This window comes from Sinomicrobium sp., from assembly GCA_029266035.1.
GTDB lineage: Bacteria > Bacteroidota > Bacteroidia > Flavobacteriales > Flavobacteriaceae > Sinomicrobium.
Genome location: JAJUFH010000031.1, coordinates 1 through 16,130, shown reverse-complemented (window position 1 = coordinate 16,130; position 16,130 = coordinate 1). Strand labels below are relative to the sequence as shown.

Genomic DNA, 16,130 nt, shown 5'->3' with positions numbered 1-16,130 from the left:
TTTTCTGATTTCATTAAAAATAGTGTAAAATATTGGTTGTCAAAAAGTATGAATGTTAAATCTGCATTAAAAATACTGGATTTCAAGGATGTTTTGAAAGCATAAAATACTTTTATTTACAGTAAAATTCCTCAGTATTAATTGTTTTGGACAATGTATTGATTATAAATTTTTATAAAATAACTGTCGATAAAAAAGTTTTCACTGTGAAATCTTCAGCTCTAATTACAATTGTAGTTTTCTTTTTATTCTCTTGTAAAGAGGCCAATAGTATAGCTTTTTCGTCTGATGTACAGGGTGAAAATATCTCAAAAAAACATAGAGATATAATCGATAGCCTTCAGCATTTTACGATGCTTCCCAGCTATTTCAGCGAATACTATAGAGGTAGTAACATGGAGATAGAAAACAAGGCGTATATGGAAAATTGCATAACGGAGCTTACTAAAAGTGATATCCCGTATCTCATCGAACAAATAAAAGATACTGCTAAAGCGCAGACTGTATACGCGGGGATTACTTCGTTGAGAAAAGGAGATATAGCGTTTAACCTCATTCAGTTGATCGATCGCAGTATGCCTGTTTATGAAGTGATAGAAAAAAGCTTTAAAAGTTCAAATTACGGCAGAAACTATGCAGGCACTGATCGGGTATTTATTTCTCTGTTTTTTAAAGAGCCGGAATATCGCTATGTGAACTATAAAAACAGAATACAACTTTACAAAGCATTGAAAAAATATTACAAAATTGAAAATGAATAATTAGACCTCTTTTGTCTACTAAGTACAGAACGTGTAAAATAAACCGAGGTAATACCCTGGCGAGTATGGCTAAGGGCAAGCAAGTTGGATACTCAAAAAAGATAAAAATTAAAGAAATGGCTAAGTTTTTTGGAATTATTTTGAGCGTTAATATGTTGGTAATGGCATCGTGTAAATCGCAAATCGATATTGAAAAGCTACAGTATGGTGAAAGTGTAGTTGAGGTATTAAAGAATGTAGATAAAAAGGAGAAAGACCGCGAGGTGCAAAACGGTGTACTGTCTTATAGGACAGAAGAATTAAATCATTTTAAATATGGAGAGGTTGTTTTTTCCGACTTTGTAGCCCCCGATGGCTATGCCTCCGATTACAGTTATGCAGATTTTTATGTAGACAGTTATGAGAGCAATCAATATTTGGGAATAACCCTCGAAATAGCAAAAGAAGAGGAAGGAACACAGTTGGTAAATTATTTAAAGAAACAGAATGGAGATCCGGAAGTGCTTTATCTCGAAGAGGATATGGACAAAAACTTCGGCAGGGTTTACGTTTGGCAAGACGACAAGAACGATCAGGTCATTTTGTTGGAGCAGCGGAGCAATGAGACTAAAGACTCCGGGAAATATATCAGAACTAGATGTGTTATCGCCCAAAAGGATTTGAGAGTAGAAAATTCGACAGATCTCAACGTATTTACCCTGTTAGAGCAATTTAAAATGCCTTATTCAACAAAATGACGATACTCAAGAATAGCCGATGTCTAATTCAGTGAGATAGGTAAGCCGGTCCCGCGACTAAAATAATTGTTTTCGTGGATTGCACATATAGGTGTCTGATAGTAATTTTAAACCTGTTTTACGGTTGCCCGGTTGCTGTGTGAAACAGTGGGTAGGAAAGAGGATTACGGACGATACGTTTAAATATTTATCTGTACTTTCAGCAATTCAATGATTACAGTTAAGATGACATATAAGCTCAGATGGCTACTTGTTTTGTGCTGCCTGTTTGGTATTACACAAGGCATCGGTCAATCAAAAGAGGAGTTGCAGCAACACAGCGACAGCCTGTACACTCAGCTCAAACAAATAGAAGGAGAGGAAGAAAGAGCAGAAGCATTACTCGATTTAAGCCTCTTTTGGTCCGATTACGATGTAGACAATGCCTTGCATTATATCGATGAGGCGAAAGCGCTCTTAGGAGGTAAAGGGGAAACCAGTTATTACCGAGGTCTCTTTGCCTACTCTAGGGGTTCTGCCTATTTCGACGCCGATCTCCCAAAGGCAAAAAAGGCTTATATGGAAGCCGTGCGCTATCTGGAGAAGGCCGCTCCCGAAAAACAAGACAAGGCTCTGCGCTACAGTATTCGCTCTTGGGCGAGTTACGGCTCTTTACTGCAGCGCGAGAACAGAGCTAATGAGTTTGTAGAAATTTTGTTGAATAAAGTAATCCCACTGGCGGAGCAGACAGGAGATTCTACCTTGTTGGGCAGCAATTATCAAAATCTGGCTATAAACCTGATGAACAAGGAAGAATACGAAAAGGCAGATCAGTACTTTCAAAAAGCATTGTCTTTTCTTGAAGGTCGCCCCGAGGCTGCCAAATTCCGTTTAGAACTGTTTGTGAACTGGGCTCAAAATGCCCTTTTTGTCAAAGATTATCCGAGAACGAAGGCAATACTCGACAGCGCATTTGTAGTCGTAAAGAACCACCCTCATTTATACTATGTACCGATGTATCACTCGGTTTCTGGAAGCTATAATGTAGCCATCGGTAATTACGAAGATGCATATAGACATTTTGAAAAAGGGCTCATAGCTGCAAAATCACAGGTTAATGAAGATATGGAAGCCTCTATACTCTTTGAACAGTTTTCCGTATATGAAAGCAACGGTCGGTATAAAGAAGCTCTGGAATCCTTGCGTAAAGTACTCCACTACGTTCAGAAAAGGTCTTCGCTCAAAAATAAAAAGATGGTATACCAAAACCTGGCTTCCGTCACTACCAAGCTCGGTCGGTATCAGGAGGCCATAGAGTGGTATGAGGCCTATAATGCCGTATCCGATTCTTTGTACAAAGACGAGAGTAAAAATGAAATACTCGAGCTGGAGATAAAGTATCATACAGCTCGACAAGAACAGGAGCTACTGAAGATAAAAAACGAAAATCAGGAACAAGAACTATCCTTACAGAAGGTTCGTACCATCGCCATAGTATTCGCATCCGCATTTATCTTGCTCGTGGTTGTCGGACTGGCCTGGTATAGGGCGCAGAAAAGCAAGCGAATATTGTTGGAACAGAAAGAGCTCTTGTTAGAACAAGAACTCAAAAACCATCGACAACAGGAAAAGTTAAGTTTGTACAATGCCATGTTGCAGGGCGAAGAGCGGGAGCGCACACGTATGGCGAGAGATTTGCACGACGGATTAGGAGGTATGCTAGCCAATGTGAAAATGAAATTGTCGGCAGTGACCAACGATATAGATGAACACGAAAATGATACCACTTCTGCCGCCGATCTCCACATCATTATCAACCAGCTGGATAAATCGGTAAACGAGTTGCGGCGTGTAGCGCGAAACCTGATGCCTGAATCGTTATTGTATATGGGACTTGAAGCTGCTTTGGGTGATTTGTGCAAGGGAATGACTCACCCGGGTATGGCTGTCGATTTTCAGTCGTCCGGACTACATCGCGATTACACTCAACCTTTTATGATCACCGTATATCGCGTAGTACAGGAATTGCTGGCCAATGCCTTAAAACACAGCGAGGCTACCCAAGTATGGGTACAGTGCTCTGAAGAAAACGGAGAGCTGCGTATCTCGGTAGAAGACAACGGAAAGGGATTTGATCAAAAGAAGATGTTCGCTTCCGGTAAGGAGGGTATCGGTTTGTCTAATATCCGCAATCGCATTGCCTTGCTCAACGGATGCTTGGAAGTAGACACTACAGTAGGAAAAGGATCTTCGTTTCACATTCTGATTAAAACTGATGGATAAAATGATTTCAGTAATTATAATTGACGACCACCCTTTGGTGTTAAACGGTTTTGAATTTATCCTGAAAACACATCCGGAAATCTCTCTCTTAAGTACCTTTACCAATGCTGAAGAGGCATTGGCCTATCTGGACGACCATCCGGTGGATGTAGTGCTTGCCGATATTAATATGCCGGGCATCAACGGTATAGATGCTACTACAGTAATCAAGCGAAAACAACCGAAAACCCACGTCATTGCCGTGAGTAATATCAACGAAAGCAGTATTGTGCAGCGTATGCTCGATGCTGGTGCCTCGGGCTACCTCCTCAAAAATGTCTCTGCCGGCGAACTCATAGACGGGATACATGCGGTAGTAGAAGGAGAGCAAGCCTTGAGTAAAGAGATTGAACCGATACTAGATCAGGAGAAAAACACAGTGCCCAAGGTAACTCAAAGGGAGCACGAGGTACTCAGACTGATGGCACAGGGCAAAACTACTCCGCAAATTGCCGAAGAAATGTTTATCAGTCCACTCACAGTAGAAAGCCATAGGAGAAACCTGTTGCAAAAATTTGAAGTCAGCAATTCTGCCTCTTTAATCCACAAGGCTACCGAAATGAAATTTATATAATTTAATGGTTTTCGGGGATAATAAAGAGGCTTTAAAATTGTTACTTTTGACAACTCTCATATTGAGAGCTTCTAAAAGTAAATTACATGAATGTAAAACTAAGTGCGATTTTTATTCTGCTTATAGCTCAAGTAAGTTTGGCACAACAGCATTTTACACTAACTCCCGAAGGATTTGTCGCCCAAGACAAAAGTGATTATGTGGTGATAGAGAAGCCTGGTAAGACTCAAAAGGAGTTGTACCTAAGTGTTTTGAATACCCTAAATACAATGTATAAAGACCCTAAAGAAGTGCTGAGTCTTATAGAAGGAGAGAGCATTACCGTAAAAGGATACGAAGAGAATGCGATCGTTCACCGGGCTAGACCTGATATTATCTCTATTGGAAAACCATCCTATAATTACGATGTGTCGTATTCCATTACTTTTCAGTTTAAAGACGGCAAAATAAGGGTCAATCGCCCCGATTTTGAATGTAGGCGGTGGTGGGAAAATTTTGGTAGCTGGGGAAGTTTGCCATTGCTGGGGAAAAACGGTTTCTCCATCTTTAACTCCAACAAGCGAAAATATGGAGAAATTCGCTCACAAGAATCCTATAATGGCTTGATAAAATATTTTAACGATTTGATAAACAATATAATACAGAAATCCGAAACTGTAAATGACTGGTGATAACGGACTTTTAAGCATGGTTTCGTGCTAATATTTAAACAATGAAAAGAGTATATTTTATTTCGTGTATGTTTTTCCTTTTTATAGGATTGTCTAATGCAAATGCTCAGTACGTACAGGCGGAGCCTGAAGAAAAGATTTTCCCTACTCAAGTATTCGATTCGGTTGCGGCTAAGAAAGGTTTAGTCAGGGGAACTACCACCCTTACAGGAGTTGCTTATGCGCAGCTGATGCGGCGGAAATACTATCCCAGACATATAGATATAGAGTTGTTCCCCCACACCCCTTATTTTGAAGAGTAGGCCAAACTGAAAAAGAAAAAGGAAAATTTGAAGAAACACAGAAGAGTGTATATGGATAGCACTGCTTATAAGTACAGGCTGTACTGTACGACCAACTCTGAAGGAGAATTTACATTTCCCAATTTAAAACCCGGAAAATACATTCTTTACGGACTTTTCGAGTGGCGTCGTGCAAGAACCGGATGGTACAGCGGAGAGGCTATATCGGAAAGAAATATTTTTATGAAAACAGTTGAAATTAAACCGGGTAAGAAAACGGTAAAGGTGAAATTGATAGATGGTGTGAAGAGTAATGATATGAAAGTGGGGTATTGATATCCTGTTATTAACTGCCAATCTTTCCGTATCTTTGGTATTCAGAAAAATAGATTACAATGCATTTTTTCCCTTTAGCATAGGGGTAAAAGAGCTCGTATCGACCGTTGTGTGAACTGTATCTATAGTCGGTTGTACGCCCGTCGAAAACGCTGTTTAGATAATCCCTTTCGTCTTGAGAGGTCTTTCTGATAAAGCTCTTTTTTTCTGGTTGTATGCTGTCGGTCAGACTTCCGTAGTAGTGGGAGCTGAATCCCAGAAAAACAGGCTCTTCCTCTATCGCATCTCGAACCAATATGGAAACGTGGGGAAAGTTGTCGTCTGTTTTCGATAATATTTCTAAGATATCACTTGCTTTAATTATCCAGGCCTCGTCAAAAGTGTAGTCTACCAAAAAATCACTTTTTGAAGGATTAGCCTCTACTATAGATCTGGCCGATTCTTCCAGAGAGCGTTCTTTTTGTTTAGAGGTCAGATAATTACCTCCAAATAAGATGGCGAGTAATACCGGAAAACTCGCTAAGAAAATCCAACCGGCATAGGTGATATTTTTGGTGGGTTGTTCGTCTTTGTTATGCTTCTGGGCAATTCGTGTCAGGTTGAACATTATATTGATCATCAAAGCCCCGACCATCAGAGCCAGAATGCCCAAAACACTTATGTAAAAGGTCTCTGTTAGGTTTTTGCGGAATACTTTCAAGCCAAAAACCTCAATGGTGATAAAAGTGAAAACCCAATAAACGAGGAGGATTATTGCAATTATCCCGATGATATTACTCAGTCGGACGAGCTTTTTAGGGTCCATGTGGTGCTTTTTATGTTTAGTCGATGGATAAATATACACAATTCCGGCATTACACAATCCCATTCCTTAATCCTGAGGGTTGGAAATAAGGTGTTCCCCTTCAAATATGCGTTTTGAGGTGTAGTGGTATGAGAATGACTACTACCAGAAGTTATTCCCTTCAAAGGTCTTTTTTACCTGTTCGAATTCCGCAATGATATCCCGAACAATTTCAGATACTGGTTTTATATCGCGGATGAGTCCGGCGATTTGGCCTATTTCGAGTTCGCCTTGGTCCAGATCACCTTCAAACATTCCCTTTTTGGCTCTTCCTCTGCCTAGTAGTGTTTTCAGTTCTTCTGTCGAAGCGCCTTTGGCGTATAGCTCCTGTATCTCCTCATAAAATTTATTGCGCAACAACCTTACTGGAGCCAGTTCTTTCAAGGTGAGACTGGTGGCACCATCGCCGGCATTTACTACCAGCTGTTTAAAATTGTCGTGAGAAGATGCTTCGGTACTGGCTACAAAGCGGCTGCCTATCTGAACGCCTTCAGCACCCAAAACCATTGCAGCGAGCATTCCCCTTCCGGTAGCGATACCCCCTGCGGCAATCAGAGGTATGCTTATTTGCTCCTTTACCATAGGGATAAGGGTTAAGGTAGTGGTCTCTTCCCTTCCGTTGTGTCCTCCAGCTTCAAAGCCTTCGGCTACGACAGCATCTACTCTGGCTTCTTCTGCTTTGATAGCAAATTTTACACTGCTCACTACATGGACTACCACTATGCCTTTTTCCTTCAGAAAGGAGGTCCATGTTTTAGGGTTTCCGGCAGAGGTAAAAACGATTTTTACTCCTTCTTCTACTATGATATCCATAAGCTGTTCTATATCGGGATACAACAGCGGAACATTGACACCAAAAGGCTTGTCGGTAGCATTGCGGCATTTTCTGATGTGTTCGCGCAGCACATCCGGATACATAGAGCCCGCACCTATAAGTCCGAGTACCCCTGCATTGCTGGCTGCCGAAGCCAGCTTCCAGCCGCTTGCCCATATCATCCCCGCCTGTACAATGGGGTATTTTGTGCCGAAGAGCTGAGTGATACTGGTTTCCATTTAGTTTGTTAGTTTATTAGTTGGTAGTTTTGTTTTGCCTTGCAGTGTCATTGCGAGAAGCCGACCAAAGGAGGCGACGTGGCAATCTCGGGCTTTGACGGTTTTTAGTTTATTAGTTCGTAGTATTTTTTTCGTTTTTGTTATTAAATATTCTTCCCGGTCTGCCCGCTGGCAGTACTTTGTTCTGAATGAATATTACGATATAACGCCCGAACCTATCAGTTCATCCTCGAGATACCAGGCTACAAACTGTCCTTCGGTAATAGCGCTTTGTGCTTGGTCGAAGCTCACATACATACCGCTGTCTATACGGTATAGTTCTGCTTTTTGCAAAGGCTGTCTGTAGCGAATACGAGCAGAGACCTCCATGCTTTCGCCTATGGCCAATGTCATATCTTCCCTGATCCAGTGCACTTCATCTTCTTTTACAAACAGGGCTTTTCTGAACAGTCCGGGATGTTCTTTTCCCTGTCCGGTATAAATGATGTTTTTATCCACATCGGTATCGATAACAAACAAAGGCTCTGGCGTACCGCCCACATTGAGACCTTTGCGCTGTCCTTTTGTAAAGTAGTGTGCACCTTGGTGTTTTCCTACCTCTTTCCCGTCTTCCGGGCTGTACTGATACTTCTGTGCGTCGTAGACGAGTTGTTCTTCTTTGGTGGGAAATTCGGGAGTACTTCTGCTGTACAGTGTGGCCGACTCAGGTACCTCTACGATAACCCCTTCTTTGGGTTTGAGTTTTTGCTGCAAGAATTCGGGGAGCCGAACTTTGCCTACAAAACACAGTCCTTGTGAATCTTTTTTGTCTGCCGTAACCAGTTCTTCACGGGCTGCTATCGCCCTCACTTCAGGTTTGGTAAGCTCGCCGATGGGGAATAGGGTACGGGAGAGCTGTTCCTGTGACAATTGGCACAGAAAGTAAGACTGATCTTTATTGCGGTCTGCTCCCGAGAGCAATTGGTACACCTCTTTTCCGTCTTTTTGTATAGTGCCTTTGCGACAGTAATGGCCGGTAGCTACATAATCAGCTCCCAGACTAAGGGCTATTTTCAGGAATACGTCAAATTTAATCTCTCTGTTGCACAGCACATCCGGGTTGGGAGTTCGCCCTCTTTCGTATTCTCCAAACATATAGTCTACAATACGTTCTTTGTATTCTGCACTCAGGTCTACCGTTTGAAAAGGTATTCCGAGTTTTTCGGCTACCATCATGGCGTCGTTGCTGTCTTCTACCCATTCGCACTCTCTGGAGATCACCACCGAATCGTCGTGCCAGTTTTTCATAAACAGGCCAACCACTTCATATCCCTGCTCTTTTAACAGGTATGCCGCCACACTCGAATCTACCCCTCCGGAGAGGCCTACTACTACGCGTTTCATTTAGTTTATTAGTCTATTAGTTTGTAGTTCTTAGTTTTACCGATGCAAAATTACAAAAAACAAAGAGACGCAATCATCGCTGCGCCTCTTCCTTTAAAAGTCAAAAAAATATACTTTGTTTACTTCTTGCCTTTTGCTTTTTGTTGCGCCTGCGCTTCGTCCATCATCTCCTGCATCTTTCGCTGGAAGCGGTTCATTTTCTTCGGCTTTTTCTTCTGTTCCTGTATTTTGGCATGTATCTTCTCTTCATCTATGATAAAGTGCTTTATGGCCAACATGATAAATATAGTAATCAGGTTGGAGATAAAGTAGTACAAACTCAGTCCACTGGCATAATTGTTAAAGAAAACCAACATAAACAGCGGCGACAGATACATGATAAATTTCATGTTGGGCATACCCGGTTGTTGCTGCATTTGCATACTCTGTCCGGTGGTCATCATCATATATATAAATATCGCTATAGATGCCAGTATAGGGAAGAGGCTGACGTGATCTCCGTAAAACGGAATTTTAAAAGGTAGTTCGGCTATGGTGTCGTATGACGACAGGTCGTCTGCCCATAAAAAACTTTTCTGTCGCATGGCAAAGGCCGTGGGGAAAAACATAAACAGGGCGTAGAATACGGGCAGCTGTAAGAGGGCGGGAATACATCCGCTCAGCGGACTAACACCGGCCTTGCTGTATATCTGCATAGTAGCCTGTTGCTTTTTCATAGCGTCGTCCTTATACTTTTCGTTTACTTCATTAATTTCAGGACGCAATACCTTCATTTTGGCTTGAGATAGGTATGATTTATAGGTTACCGGTGAGAGCAACAAACGCACCAGTATAGTCATAACGATAATAGCCACACCATAGGGCAAGAACGAACTCAAGAAGCTGTAGAGCGGTGTAAATACGTGTTTGCTGATCCAGCCAAATATTCCCCAACCAAAGGGAATAGAGTCGTCTAGGTCTAGCCCTTTGTACTGGCTGAGTACCTTTACGTCGGTAGGGCCAAAAAACCACGACAGATTGTGGTTTAGCTCTCCTCCGGCAATTTCCAATTGAGTAGAGGCCTCGTATTCTTTGGTCCACTGCGCTTCTTTGCTCTCTTCTTCTACAAAATCTTTGGAGGAGAGGGCTACTTTTTCAAAGGGTTTGTCTGCCACAAGTATAGAGCTGAAGAAATGTTGTCGGTAAGAGATCCAAGTTACCCCTTCTTCGGTTTCGGTATCGTCGTTAGCAGGGCTGAGCTTAGATATTTTGTCACCGTTGCGGTGCTGGTATGTGAGTCGGGTATATCTGTTTTCGTAGGTGATACTCTTTGAATGGCGTATTCCCTTGAGTTTCCAGTCCATCGTCACCGGCTGCGAACTGTTTAGTATACCGTTTAGTCCCTGTGAGCGAATAGTAAAATCGATCATATAATCTCCCGGCTTCAGCTCGTATCGGTATTCCAAGAATTTGTCAGGACCTGCTTTGAGTTTCATAGATAGAGCTTTCCCGTCGGGAGAAAGAGAAGGCTCAAAATACATATCTCCGGTGTTCAGCGTCCTGTTGTCTGAGGTGCCGAGAGAGAGTTGAAAGGATGCGCTTCCATCTTTGATGAGGTATACGGGAACCGAGTCGTAGGTAGAAAACTCTTTGAGCTTTGCCTCTACAATTTGTCCTCCCTTATTACTAATTTTAAAATAAACCACATCGTTTTCCAGAACTGTAATATCGTCTTTGGCCGAGGGCAAACTAGCCGAATACCCGAAAGAGCCGAGTTTTTCGGTATAGTTAGCTAAGGCAGTAGAATCGGTGAGGTCGATGTTTTGTTCAGCCTCGGGCAAAACAGTGGTTTTTTCTGAGGTCTGCTCGGCTTTTTCTACCAATTCCTGCTGTGCCTTTCTCGCTTTGATCTCTTCTTCGGTGGGGCTGTTGTTGTACAATACCCATATCAGGATAACTCCGATAAGGACAAATCCGATAATCGAACTGGTATCCAGTTTCTTCTCTTCCATGTATTAGCTTATAAATTAAAACACGTGATTAAAAATGAAAGTATTCATTTTCAATCCTAAATTCTTTATTTCAAAAATGTCCCCAAACCATCTTACTATGCCAAAGTGGCGCTTTTTTCTTCCTGGCTGTACTTGAGGGCTGCCTTTACGAAGGCTACAAATAGCGGATGTGGGTTGGCCACTGTGCTCTTGTATTCCGGGTGGTATTGCACTCCTACAAACCACGGATGCTCTGGCAGTTCTACCACTTCTACCAAACCAGTGTCTGGGTTGAGTCCGGTAGCTTTAAGTCCGGCAGCTTCTGTCTGCTCTTTGTATTTGTCGTTAAATTCGTAGCGATGTCTGTGGCGCTCCATAATGCTCTCTTGTCCGTAAACACGCTGAGCCAGGCTTCCTTCTTTTAGGCTGCATTTCCAGGCGCCGAGACGCATGGTTCCTCCCTTGTCGGTGATTTCTTTTTGTGCTTCCATAAGGTCGATCACCGGATGTGGGGTAGTCTCGTTCATTTCGGTAGAGTTTGCGTCCTTCAACCCGAGTACGTTGCGAGCAAACTCTATCACAGCCATCTGCATTCCGAGACAAATACCGAGAAAGGGAATCTTGTGTTCCCTTACATACTTTACCGTATTGATCTTGCCTTCTATACCTCGTTCTCCAAATCCCGGTGCTACCAAAACTCCGTCGAGGTGAGATATTTTGTTCTTTATAGTGGTGTTATCTATATATTCTGAATGGATGGTCTCTATGTTTACACGTACCTCATTTTTCGCTCCGGCGTGGATAAAGGCTTCCAGTATAGATTTGTACGAATCTTGAAGTTCTACATATTTACCTACCAGCCCGATTGTAATTTCGTGTTTCGGATTTTTATGTCGGTCGAGAAAGGCGTTCCACTTTTCTAAATCCGGAAATTTTTCATCCGAAAGATTGAGTTTTTTTAGCGCTACGGTGTCCAGTCCTTCCTTGAGCATAAGATTAGGTACATCGTATATGGTAGAGGCGTCGATAGATTGTATTACGGCCTCTCTTCGCACATTGCAGAAAAGCGCGAGTTTTTCGCGAAGGTCGTCAGAGAGCTCGTGTTCGGTGCGACATACCAAGATATCGGCCTTTATTCCACTTTCCATCAATGTCTTTACAGAGTGTTGGGTAGGCTTGGTCTTCAATTCGCCTGCGGCCGATAGAAAAGGCACCAAAGTGAGATGTATCACTATGGCGTTGTTGTCTCCTAACTCCCACATCAGCTGTCGTACAGATTCGATATAGGGCAGAGATTCAATATCGCCTACTGTACCTCCGATTTCGGTAATCACAATATCGTATTCTCCCGATTTGCCGAGCATTTGTATGCGTTCTTTAATCTCGTTGGTGATATGTGGAATCACCTGAACAGTTTTTCCGAGAAATTCGCCTCTTCGTTCCTTTTCTATTACACTTTGATAAATCCTCCCGGTAGTTACATTGTTGGCCTGAGAGGTCTTTTCGTTTAAAAAGCGTTCGTAATGCCCCAAGTCGAGGTCGGTTTCCGCTCCGTCGTCAGTAACATAGCACTCTCCGTGTTCGTAAGGGTTTAGTGTGCCGGGATCTACGTTGATATAAGGATCCAACTTTTGAATCGTCACCTTGTATCCTCGGGCTTGTAATAGCTTGGCCAGAGAAGCTGCAATAATCCCTTTACCCAATGATGAAGTAACTCCTCCTGTAACAAAGATATACTTGGTATCTGCCATGTTCTGTATCGCGTTAATGATGTTGCTCTTTTTCGACGCGCCAAAAATACAAAGAACTATTCATACCATACAAGGATATCGGAAAACTGTTTCCGAAGATTTGAGATATAGATCACTTTGGCCTTTCTAAAACATCTACCCTCTGTCGATTAAACGATGTGAAATCCGATATATATTTGAAGGGCGGAATGTGAGTGTTTTGAGGATAAAGCGCCTTTGTGCTTTAAATTTTAATCATTTTTTAATTTTTTTGTTGAAAAAAAAGACTGTTCTTCCTGTTGTGGTTTTAAAATTTTACTTATCATTGTTGGTCAAAGCTAACACAAAAACCTTTTCACTGTTTTATATGAGAAAAACACCTATTGACAAGATACTGATAGACCCGCTGAGCAGATTTATCAACAAGTCTACCACCGGAGGTGTAGTACTCTTTTTATCTGCTGTTGTAGCTCTGATATTGGCCAATTCACCACTCAAGGATGCTTATCATCACTTTTGGCAACACGAATTTGCCTTGTCGTTCGACACCTTTGTCGTTTCAAACAACCTCCATCACTGGGTAAACGACGGCTTGATGGCTATTTTCTTTTTTGTAGTCGGGCTCGAACTAAAACGGGAGATGATAGCCGGAGAACTATCGCGACCCAAAAATGCTATTCTGCCGTTGATGGCCGCCCTTGGAGGGATGATTTTTCCGGCTGCCATTTATCTGATTTTTAATCACGATTCTGCCGCTGTTGGAGGATGGGGTATTCCGATGGCTACCGATATCGCCTTTGCCTTGGGTATACTCTACCTCCTTGGAGATAGGGTTCCTGTTTCGCTCAAGGTGTTTTTAACTGCATTGGCTATTGCCGACGACCTGGGGGCTGTTCTGGTTATTGCTCTGTTTTATACTTCAGATATAGATACCACTAGCCTTATAGTAGGTGCTGTATTCCTCATAGTGCTGTTGGCAGCCAATCGTCTCGGAGTACGGGCTCCTGTTTTTTACGGAATTATAGGTATAGGCGGATTGTGGATAGCTTTCCTGTTTTCCGGAGTACACGCCACTATTGCAGGAGTGTTGGCGGCTTTTACCATCCCGGCAGATTCTAAGGTGAGAGATAAGATCTATGTAGAAAAAATGAACAGTCTGATCGATGAATACGATAAATTAGAAACCCGCATTAAGCGACTGAAAACACCACAACAGCAACACGTGCTGGAGCAGGTGCGTATTTATTCTAAAGCAGCGTTGACGCCTTTGCAGCGATTGGAGCACTCCATGCACTCTCTGGTGAGTTTCTTTGTGATGCCGGTATTTGCCTTGGCCAATGCAGGGGTTACGTTTTCCGGTGACTTTTGGGCTAATATTACGAGCAATGTGAGTGTAGGGATTATTTGCGGGCTGGTAATCGGAAAGTTTATTGGGGTCGTAGGTTTTACCAAACTTATGGTAAAATTAAAGATTGCCTCACTCCCTTCCGATCTCACCTGGAAGCATATTTACGGTGTGGCTTTTTTGGCGGGTATAGGTTTTACCATGTCGCTGTTTATTACAGAACTCGCCTTTAAAACCAATGCTGCTGAATTTATACTGGAAGCCAAAATGGGAGTTTTTGCAGCTTCTACTATAGGAGGTCTCATCGGTTATTTTTTACTGAAGAACATCAAGCCGAAGGCGTGATAAACTCGCAGGCTATTTCATAAAAAAAGCGGATTCCCCAGGGAGTCCGCTTTTTTGCTTTTCTTTGAATTTTGCCGTTATTCGAAAGACTTAAGTGTTTTGACGATAATGTCGATACACTCCTGCAACTGCTCCTTGTTCATAACGAGGGGAGGAGCAAAGCGGATGATATTTCCGTGAGTGGGCTTGGCGAGCAAGCCGTTTTCTTTCAGAGCCACGCAGATGTTCCAGGCAAGGTCGCCATCTTCGGTATCGTTGACTACTATGGCGTTGAGCAGGCCTTTTCCGCGTACCAGTTTTACTACTTCCGAAGTTTGGCTGTATGCAGCTATCTGTTCGCGGAAGAAGCTTCCGAGCGCGGCCGCGTTTTCGGCTAGTTTTTCATCTTTTACAACTTCAAGGGCTGCAATAGCCACCGCAGCTGCAATGGGGTTTCCTCCAAAAGTAGATCCGTGTTGTCCCGGTTTTATCACTTCTATTATCGCATCGTCTGCAAGTACAGCCGATACAGGATAAGCTCCTCCTGAGAGCGCCTTTCCGAGAATGAGTATATCGGGGCGTACATCTTCGTGTTGTACGGCGAGCAGTTTTCCGGTACGGGCGATACCGGTTTGTATCTCATCGGCAATAAACAATACCTCGTGTTGCTTACAGAGGGCATCAGCCTTTTTTAGGTAGCCTTCAGAGGGTACATATACTCCGGCCTCTCCTTGTATAGGCTCGACGAGTAATCCCGCGATATTTTTTTCCTCCTTAAGTACCTTTTCAAGAGCTTCGGTATCGTCGTATGGGATTTTTATAAATCCAGGGGTATAGGGACCGAAATTCTTTCGGGCATCTACGTCGTTAGAAAACGAAATGATAGTGGTGGTTCTTCCGTGAAAATTGTTTTCACACACAATAATCTTGGCTTCTTGCTCCGGGATACCCTTTTTTTCATACGCCCACTTGCGACAGAGTTTTATAGCTGTTTCTACAGCTTCGGCTCCGGTATTCATGGGCAGTACCTTATCGTAGCCAAAATACTCAGAGACATACTGTTCATATCTACCTAGCATGTCGTTGTAAAAGGCTCTGGAGGTAAGTGTTAGTTTTTTGGCCTGTTCTACCATGGCCTCTACAATTTTCGGATGACAATGGCCTTGGTTTACGGCAGAATAGGCAGATAGGAAATCGTAATATCTCTTTCCTTCTACATCCCAAACATATACTCCTTCTCCTTTACTCAGCACCACTGGCAATGGGTGATAGTTGTGAGCTCCGTAACGGTGTTCCAACTGAATGGCGTCTTGTGAGGTCAAATGTCCTGCTACATTCATTTTTCAAATAATTTAGTGATACCTTACTATTCCTTCTTATAGGCACTCGCGTATACCAGTGCCGGGGAGAGAAATCATCCGATCAGGCTGCAAATTAGAAAAAGTTGAACGATTTTGCCAGTTTCCCCCGAGAAATATCTCGGTTTAACACCCCTTTGCAACAGGCTTGCTCAACCCCACAACAATGCCAGTAAAGAAAAATCGGAAATACGAGACAGCATCCTTTGCTGTTCGCCTTCGAAATAAGGATTCTTGTTGTTGGAGTCTTTGTGGGAGACCTCTTCTGTAGGCAGTCCCCAATGCTCAGTTTTTGTAGTTTTCACAGTGTATTGCTTTTAAAGTTTTTGAGTTATGTATATAAATTCTATATTTTTATTCCTTAAAAATCAAAGGAAATGACACAATTTAAAGGACAAAATATCATAGACTTTTTGAAAGTTTTCCCGGATGATGCTTCCTGCAAGCGCTATTTGGCCGAGT

General features: G+C 42.6%; 15 protein-coding genes. 8 read left to right on the top strand and 7 right to left on the bottom strand.

Features of this window, described 5'->3' with window-relative positions; genetic code table 11:
• Positions 1-206: 206 nt before the first annotated feature.
• The 7 genes from ACYZZR_RS12015 (at position 207) to ACYZZR_RS11985 (ending at position 5,661) form a co-directional block, all read left to right on the top strand.
• Positions 207-761 (top strand): hypothetical protein, encoded by a 555-nt coding sequence (locus ACYZZR_RS12015; protein ID WP_461534254.1) that lies wholly within the window; start codon positions 207-209, stop codon positions 759-761.
• A 116-nt stretch (positions 762-877) separates the two neighbouring features.
• Positions 878-1,498 carry a hypothetical protein gene (locus ACYZZR_RS12010; protein WP_461534253.1) on the top strand — a complete coding sequence of 207 codons (621 nt, stop codon included), beginning with the start codon at positions 878-880 and terminating at the stop codon, positions 1,496-1,498.
• Positions 1,499-1,723: 225 nt separating this feature from the next.
• Positions 1,724-3,760, top strand: coding sequence for a sensor histidine kinase (locus ACYZZR_RS12005; protein WP_461534252.1), 2,037 nt, complete (start codon positions 1,724-1,726; stop codon positions 3,758-3,760).
• 1 nt (position 3,761) lies between these two features.
• Positions 3,762-4,373, top strand: a complete 612-nt coding sequence (locus ACYZZR_RS12000; RefSeq protein WP_461534251.1) for a response regulator transcription factor — start codon at positions 3,762-3,764, stop codon at positions 4,371-4,373.
• An 86-nt stretch (positions 4,374-4,459) separates the two neighbouring features.
• Positions 4,460-5,044: a DUF4468 domain-containing protein gene (locus ACYZZR_RS11995; RefSeq protein ID WP_461534250.1), complete on the top strand. Its 585-nt coding sequence runs from the start codon at positions 4,460-4,462 to the stop codon at positions 5,042-5,044.
• Between the two features lie 41 nt (positions 5,045-5,085).
• A complete protein-coding gene (locus tag ACYZZR_RS11990; protein WP_461534249.1) occupies positions 5,086-5,346 on the top strand; it encodes a hypothetical protein in 261 nt (86 codons plus the stop codon).
• 27 nt (positions 5,347-5,373) lie between these two features.
• Complete coding sequence (locus ACYZZR_RS11985; protein ID WP_461534248.1) at positions 5,374-5,661, top strand: peptidase associated/transthyretin-like domain-containing protein; 288 nt, start codon at positions 5,374-5,376, stop codon at positions 5,659-5,661.
• A gap of 10 nt (positions 5,662-5,671) precedes the next feature.
• On the opposite strand, the gene ACYZZR_RS11980 is transcribed toward ACYZZR_RS11985, so the two are convergent.
• From ACYZZR_RS11980 to ACYZZR_RS11960, 5 genes are all read right to left on the bottom strand, one after another.
• Positions 5,672-6,466 (bottom strand): hypothetical protein, encoded by a 795-nt coding sequence (locus tag ACYZZR_RS11980; RefSeq protein ID WP_461534247.1) that lies wholly within the window; start codon positions 6,464-6,466, stop codon positions 5,672-5,674.
• A 141-nt stretch (positions 6,467-6,607) separates the two neighbouring features.
• On the bottom strand, positions 6,608-7,558 hold the full coding sequence (locus tag ACYZZR_RS11975; RefSeq protein WP_461534246.1) for an NAD(P)H-dependent flavin oxidoreductase: 951 nt from the start codon (positions 7,556-7,558) through the stop codon (positions 6,608-6,610).
• A 195-nt stretch (positions 7,559-7,753) separates the two neighbouring features.
• Positions 7,754-8,941 carry a tRNA 2-thiouridine(34) synthase MnmA gene (mnmA, locus tag ACYZZR_RS11970; protein WP_461534245.1) on the bottom strand — a complete coding sequence of 396 codons (1,188 nt, stop codon included), beginning with the start codon at positions 8,939-8,941 and terminating at the stop codon, positions 7,754-7,756.
• 119 nt (positions 8,942-9,060) lie between these two features.
• Positions 9,061-10,932 carry a membrane protein insertase YidC gene (gene yidC, locus ACYZZR_RS11965; RefSeq protein WP_461534244.1) on the bottom strand — a complete coding sequence of 624 codons (1,872 nt, stop codon included), beginning with the start codon at positions 10,930-10,932 and terminating at the stop codon, positions 9,061-9,063.
• Between the two features lie 95 nt (positions 10,933-11,027).
• Positions 11,028-12,662: a CTP synthase gene (locus ACYZZR_RS11960; protein ID WP_461534243.1), complete on the bottom strand. Its 1,635-nt coding sequence runs from the start codon at positions 12,660-12,662 to the stop codon at positions 11,028-11,030.
• Positions 12,663-13,008: 346 nt separating this feature from the next.
• On the opposite strand from ACYZZR_RS11960, the gene nhaA reads away from it, so the two are divergent.
• On the top strand, positions 13,009-14,331 hold the full coding sequence (gene nhaA, locus ACYZZR_RS11955) for a Na+/H+ antiporter NhaA (RefSeq protein WP_461534242.1): 1,323 nt from the start codon (positions 13,009-13,011) through the stop codon (positions 14,329-14,331).
• Between the two features lie 77 nt (positions 14,332-14,408).
• Here nhaA and rocD read toward each other — a convergent pair whose 3' ends face one another.
• Together rocD and ACYZZR_RS11945 are read right to left on the bottom strand one after the other, a co-directional pair.
• On the bottom strand, positions 14,409-15,650 hold the full coding sequence (gene rocD / locus ACYZZR_RS11950) for an ornithine--oxo-acid transaminase (protein ID WP_461534241.1): 1,242 nt from the start codon (positions 15,648-15,650) through the stop codon (positions 14,409-14,411).
• A gap of 170 nt (positions 15,651-15,820) precedes the next feature.
• On the bottom strand, positions 15,821-15,973 hold the full coding sequence (locus ACYZZR_RS11945) for a hypothetical protein (protein ID WP_461534240.1): 153 nt from the start codon (positions 15,971-15,973) through the stop codon (positions 15,821-15,823).
• Positions 15,974-16,130 lie beyond the last annotated feature (157 nt).

What these genes read in the sequence shown, in the direction of transcription:
- ACYZZR_RS11960 (WP_461534243.1), bottom strand. Translation starts at nt 12,662, where the DNA reads ATGGCAGATACCAAGTATATCTTTGTTACAGGAGGAGTTACTTCATCA.
- nhaA (WP_461534242.1), top strand. Translation starts at nt 13,009, where the DNA reads ATGAGAAAAACACCTATTGACAAGATACTGATAGACCCGCTGAGCAGA.
- ACYZZR_RS11990 (WP_461534249.1), top strand. Translation starts at nt 5,086, where the DNA reads ATGAAAAGAGTATATTTTATTTCGTGTATGTTTTTCCTTTTTATAGGA.
- ACYZZR_RS11975 (WP_461534246.1), bottom strand. Translation starts at nt 7,558, where the DNA reads ATGGAAACCAGTATCACTCAGCTCTTCGGCACAAAATACCCCATTGTA.
- ACYZZR_RS12000 (WP_461534251.1), top strand. Translation starts at nt 3,762, where the DNA reads ATGATTTCAGTAATTATAATTGACGACCACCCTTTGGTGTTAAACGGT.
- ACYZZR_RS12010 (WP_461534253.1), top strand. Translation starts at nt 878, where the DNA reads ATGGCTAAGTTTTTTGGAATTATTTTGAGCGTTAATATGTTGGTAATG.
- yidC (WP_461534244.1), bottom strand. Translation starts at nt 10,932, where the DNA reads ATGGAAGAGAAGAAACTGGATACCAGTTCGATTATCGGATTTGTCCTT.
- ACYZZR_RS11995 (WP_461534250.1), top strand. Translation starts at nt 4,460, where the DNA reads ATGAATGTAAAACTAAGTGCGATTTTTATTCTGCTTATAGCTCAAGTA.
- ACYZZR_RS11980 (WP_461534247.1), bottom strand. Translation starts at nt 6,466, where the DNA reads ATGGACCCTAAAAAGCTCGTCCGACTGAGTAATATCATCGGGATAATT.
- mnmA (WP_461534245.1), bottom strand. Translation starts at nt 8,941, where the DNA reads ATGAAACGCGTAGTAGTAGGCCTCTCCGGAGGGGTAGATTCGAGTGTG.
- rocD (WP_461534241.1), bottom strand. Translation starts at nt 15,650, where the DNA reads ATGAATGTAGCAGGACATTTGACCTCACAAGACGCCATTCAGTTGGAA.
- ACYZZR_RS12005 (WP_461534252.1), top strand. Translation starts at nt 1,724, where the DNA reads ATGACATATAAGCTCAGATGGCTACTTGTTTTGTGCTGCCTGTTTGGT.